Origin of the sequence: Pigmentiphaga sp., assembly GCF_019689535.1 — a bacterium.
In the GTDB taxonomy this organism is placed as follows: domain Bacteria; phylum Pseudomonadota; class Gammaproteobacteria; order Burkholderiales; family Burkholderiaceae_B; genus Pigmentiphaga.
In genome coordinates, this window is sequence record NZ_JADGHH010000243.1 from 1 (window position 1) to 4,359 (window position 4,359).

Consider the following 4,359-nt stretch of genomic DNA (forward strand, 5'->3'; position numbering starts at 1 on the left):
GTCGCAGCGCCGCCCCCGGATCACGCCGACCACCCCCGTCTTGCCTATGCCCCGATGGACTTCCACCCCGAGCAGCTCCAGCGCTTTCGCCACGATGCCGGAGGTCCGCACTTCTTCGAAACCCAGCTCGGGATGCGCGTGCAGGTCGCGCCTCAGCAACGTCAGGTCATCATGAAACTTGCGTATTGCTTCCAGCGGCGAACGCAGCGCCACCCCTGCTTCCATCCTGCTCTCCGTGCGGCCGCGCCATGCGGCCAAATATCAATCGATGACCGGGCCGTCGGGGAGTTCCCGCAGGGCCATCCGACTTGGTGTCAAAAGCTGAATGTCGCCATACCAGCTTTCCGCAAAGCTCCGGGTATTGTCGGTGTCCGTCATGACGCCGATGCCGATCAGCCTGCCCGGAGCCTCGCCAAACAGTTCGACGTAATCTTGCACGTAGTTCCGCTCGTATTCGAGCCACTGCCCCACCCCTGCGTCGCCGGATTCGACAACCTTCATCCGTACGCGCGTGCTGTGGGCGTTGACGAGCGTCGCCCCGACCGGGAGCCGGGCATCCCAGGTGTAGATGAGGGTGGCATACGGCACCTCCTGGCCGAGCAGCATGCGCGCAGTTTCGGCCAGCATCTGCTCTCGCAGCGGCAGCTTGCTCCAGTCTCCGTCGAAGGCCAGCACCAGCCGGGCCGGTGCATCCTCTGTTTCCGGGCGCGAACTGTCCGCGCGTTCGATCGGGGCGTCGGTGCGCCAAGACCAGCGCACATAGGGCGCATCGAGGGCACGCAGCCCGAGCGGGACCCAAGCGCCGCTCGCCGCCGCCTTTGCGACGGCATGCAAGACCAGGCGTTCTTCGTCCCCGATCCGCACCCGCGCCAGCCGGTAATGCGTCGGTGCCTTGTCGCGGCGGATGATCCACGACCGCCAGCCGGCAGGCAATTCGCCCTCGGCCGACGTCGATTGCGACAACGCGAGAGCGGCCGCGCCCGAAGGCTCCGCGCGCTCGATCTCCGCCGACCGGTCTCCCGGCGTGCTCGCGCAAGCTCCCAGCAATGCGGCGGCGGCCAGCGACAAGAGGGAAACCCGCAATCTAGGCGGAAAGAGAGTGAACATCGGCGGGCGCCAACGCGGCGCAGGAGATGGACCAAGCGCCCATTCTACCGGGGCAAACGACCAGCCAAGCGTTGCATAGCCGTCGAAAACTCGCGCCAAACGGCGATTCTGTTGGAATTTTGTTGTGGCTTTGCCCGGCAAGGCGATATGCTGCGCTCGCGGGGTTATTCCGCAGTTCTGGAGTCTGCCTCTCGCGCACTGCGGTGTGGCCCTGCCCACGATCTGACGATTGAACCCTTTTTAGGAGTACAGCATGGCCACAGCCAAGAAGGCTCCGGCAAAGAAAGCCGCCGCCAAGAAAGCCGCTCCGGCTAAGAAAGCCCCGGCCGCCAAGAAAGCCGCCCCGGCCAAGAAGGCCGCAACCAAGGCGCCGCGCAAAGTCAACGCAGCCTTCCTCAAGCCCATGACCCCCAGCCCCACGCTGGCTGCCATCATCGGCTCTACCCCGCTGCCGCGCACGGAAGTCACGCGCAAGGTCTGGGAATACATCAAGAAGCACAAGCTGCAAGACCCCAAGGCCAAGCGCAACATCAACGCCGACGCCAAGCTCAAAGAACTCTTTGGCAAGCCCAGCGTCGACATGTTCGAGTTGACCAAGATCGTCAACGCGCACCTGAAGTAACCCGGTCGACCCAGTCCCGGTTCTTCCATCCGCGCCCGGCCGCCATGGACCGGGCGCTTTGTTTTTCAGCGACCACCCCGGATCACGAGAATTTGGCCGTCTCGCGCATCGGTCAGCAAATACAGTTCGCCCGCCGGCCCCGTCACCACGTGGCGGATGCGACGCCCGAGGTCCGTCAGCAACCGCTCCTCGCGCACAACCTTTTCGCCATCCAGCTCCAGGCGGACCAGCGCCTGGCCGCTCAATGCACCGGTAAACAAGCTCCCTCGCCAGGCAGGAATGGTGGAGCTCGTGTAGAACGCCAGGCCGCTCGGCGACACCGACGGTACCCAGCTGTGGATAGGCGGTTCAAAGCCCGGCGGGGAAGCCTCTTCGCCTATTTTCCCGCCGCTGTACTCCCTGCCATAGGTATAGAGGGGCCAGCCATAGTTCTTGCCTGCGCGGACGATGTTCAGTTCATCGCCGCCCCGCGGGCCGTGCTCCACCATCCACAGCTCGCCCGTACCCGGATGCAAGGCTGCGCCCTGCGGGTTGCGATGGCCGAGCGACCATATTTCCGGTAGTGCGCGCTTGTCTTTGAGGAACGGATTATCGGGCGGCACGCTACCGTCGTCCCGGATCCGCACCACCTTGCCGTGGTGAGTGTCCAGGCCCTGCGCGTCGCCTCGGGTTTCGCGGCTGGAGCGCTCGCCCAGGGTCACGAATAGGGTTCCGTCCCGCGCAAACACAAGGCGCGAGCCAAAGTGCAGCGTGCTATCGAATTTGGGCGACTGCCGGAAAACGACCTGTCCCTCCGCGAACCGCCATCCGCCGCCTTCCTTGACCAACCTGCCCCGCGCCACTGCCGTGCTGTTGCCACCTTCGCCTGCCTCGGCATAGCTCAGATAGACCCATCCGTTGCGGGCGAAATCGGGATGCAAGGCTATGTCGAGCAAGCCGCCTTGGCCGCGCGCGTCGACCTTGGGCACGCCGGCAACCGGGCGGGACAACTCGCCCCCGGGCGACACCACCCGCAACCTGCCAGGACGCTCCGTCACCAGTGCCCCGCCCTCCGGGAGCAGGGCCAGGCCCCAAGGGTGTTCCAGGCCTTGCGCCCAAGTCGAGAGCGCCGCCCCCGCTGGCAAAGCGCCGCGGGAGACCGGCCCGTCCTGGCCCGGACGTACGGGTTGGGCTTGCAGGGAAGCGCCCCCGACGAGCGAAGCCATGCACAAAACCAAAAACCATGATCGCCGCTTCATGCCGTCCTCCTCTCGCGATGCGGGTCGGCAACACCAGCCGGCCCGGCCATCAGCGTCGCCTCGACGCCCATCCGCGGCAGCGTACCTCATCCCGAGCAGCCAGGGGGCAATGGAATCCGGCGCTTACGAAATCGCCGCGCCTCTAATTGAACCGTCACTTTCGGTAACGACACACTTAAACTCGCACTGCAAGGGCACGCCGGCCGTAAACCCCGGCCATTCGAGACACACTCGGCCCCAGCCTGGGCGCCCGCTCATCATCCACCCGATGCGTTCGATGACATGAATCGCACTACCGTTGACCTTTCTGACTATCCCGATCTCGTGGTGATCTATCTTGGCATGCGCGTGAACCAGTTCCGGGGGCTTGCGACGCTGCTCGGTTTCGGGCCCCGCATCCACGCCGCCGTGAAATCCAACCCCGACGGCCTGCTCGCACATGAGAATGTCGTCTACTCCCTGTTCCCGCTGCATGTGGGCATGCGCCAATACTGGCGCGATTTCGAAAGTCTCGAGGCGTGGGCACGCGCGGATCCCCATCGCCAGTGGTGGCAAGCCTTCCTTAGGGATCCGAAGGGCACGGGTTTCTGGCACGAAGCCTACTTCCGGCAAGGCGGCATGGAAGCGGTCTACGTCAACACGCCTGCCCGCACCGGATTGCGGCGCTTCGCTTCCAGCGTAGAGGCGCGAGGCCCCTTCTTCACCTCCCGCCAACGCGCCGGCAGGGCCGAAACGCGCGAAGGCCCGCCGGCTGTCGTCCCCGAGGAGGCGCTCTACGACCCGAAAGAAGATGCGGCAAAAGGAGGCTCCCGATGAGATTCGTGCGGCTTGGAATCCTGCGTACATGGAATGCGGGGCGCCCCGCCTGCGACACCACCGAGCGCCGCGGCAAGCCTGGCCATCCTGCCACGTCGTGGCGACGCCGTACTGGAGCATTCGTTGCCGCGATGAGCTTGAGCGCACTGGCCTTGTGCGCCCGGGCGGCGCCTCTGTCGGCGGAAATCCAAGGGCTGTCCAACGACCGCGGAATCGTGCGCTGCGGCTTGTTTTCCGGAGAGCCTGGTTGGCGGAAGGAAGGGCAGGCCATCCGGCGGGTCGAAGCCGCGATCGCGGGGGGCGTTGCCCGTTGCGACTTTGGCGACGTGCCGGCCGGCCAATACGCCATCGCCGTGTTCCACGCGCAAGAAGGCGAAGAAAAAGTGAGCTACGGATTGCTAGGCAAGCCTCGGCAAGGCGTGGGCTTTTCCAATAACCCATCGATCACGTTTGGGCCGCCCGACTACGCCCGCGCCAGCTTTCAGTTGGGCACTGCGCCGATGACGCTCTCGATCCAGGTCAAGTATTAGATCCGTTGGGGCGATCTTGGAGCAGTCCTGGCGTGATGTGCTCGGA

Annotated in this window: 5 protein-coding genes and 1 pseudogene; 3 read left to right on the forward strand and 3 right to left on the reverse strand. The window is 65.1% G+C overall.

The window, feature by feature from the left end:
• Nucleotides 1-213 (reverse strand): annotated as a pseudogene (locus tag IRZ12_RS15885) (amidohydrolase); the annotation flags it as partial.
• Between the two features lie 48 nt (nt 214-261).
• Nucleotides 262-1,107, reverse strand: a complete 846-nt coding sequence (locus tag IRZ12_RS15890; protein WP_296470485.1) for a DUF3047 domain-containing protein — start codon at nt 1,105-1,107, stop codon at nt 262-264.
• 253 nt (nt 1,108-1,360) lie between these two features.
• On the opposite strand from IRZ12_RS15890, the gene IRZ12_RS15895 reads away from it, so the two are divergent.
• Complete coding sequence (locus IRZ12_RS15895; RefSeq protein ID WP_296470488.1) at nt 1,361-1,729, forward strand: SWIB/MDM2 domain-containing protein; 369 nt, start codon at nt 1,361-1,363, stop codon at nt 1,727-1,729.
• 65 nt (nt 1,730-1,794) lie between these two features.
• Here the strand turns inward: IRZ12_RS15895 and IRZ12_RS15900 are convergent, their stop codons facing one another.
• A complete protein-coding gene (locus IRZ12_RS15900) occupies nt 1,795-2,934 on the reverse strand; it encodes a PQQ-dependent sugar dehydrogenase (RefSeq protein ID WP_296470491.1) in 1,140 nt (379 codons plus the stop codon).
• 315 nt (nt 2,935-3,249) lie between these two features.
• On the opposite strand from IRZ12_RS15900, the gene IRZ12_RS15905 reads away from it, so the two are divergent.
• Nucleotides 3,250-3,783, forward strand: a complete 534-nt coding sequence (locus tag IRZ12_RS15905; RefSeq protein ID WP_296470493.1) for a DUF4188 domain-containing protein — start codon at nt 3,250-3,252, stop codon at nt 3,781-3,783.
• A complete protein-coding gene (locus IRZ12_RS15910; protein ID WP_296470495.1) occupies nt 3,780-4,313 on the forward strand; it encodes a DUF2141 domain-containing protein in 534 nt (177 codons plus the stop codon). The genes IRZ12_RS15905 and IRZ12_RS15910 overlap by 4 nt, the downstream gene beginning before the upstream one ends.
• Nucleotides 4,314-4,359 lie beyond the last annotated feature (46 nt).

Excerpts from the sequence above, each read along its gene's own strand:
- IRZ12_RS15890 (WP_296470485.1), bottom strand. The coding sequence starts at position 1,107 with ATGTTCACTCTCTTTCCGCCTAGATTGCGGGTTTCCCTCTTGTCGCTG.
- IRZ12_RS15895 (WP_296470488.1), top strand. The coding sequence starts at position 1,361 with ATGGCCACAGCCAAGAAGGCTCCGGCAAAGAAAGCCGCCGCCAAGAAA.
- IRZ12_RS15900 (WP_296470491.1), bottom strand. The coding sequence starts at position 2,934 with ATGGCTTCGCTCGTCGGGGGCGCTTCCCTGCAAGCCCAACCCGTACGT.
- IRZ12_RS15905 (WP_296470493.1), top strand. The coding sequence starts at position 3,250 with ATGAATCGCACTACCGTTGACCTTTCTGACTATCCCGATCTCGTGGTG.
- IRZ12_RS15910 (WP_296470495.1), top strand. The coding sequence starts at position 3,780 with ATGAGATTCGTGCGGCTTGGAATCCTGCGTACATGGAATGCGGGGCGC.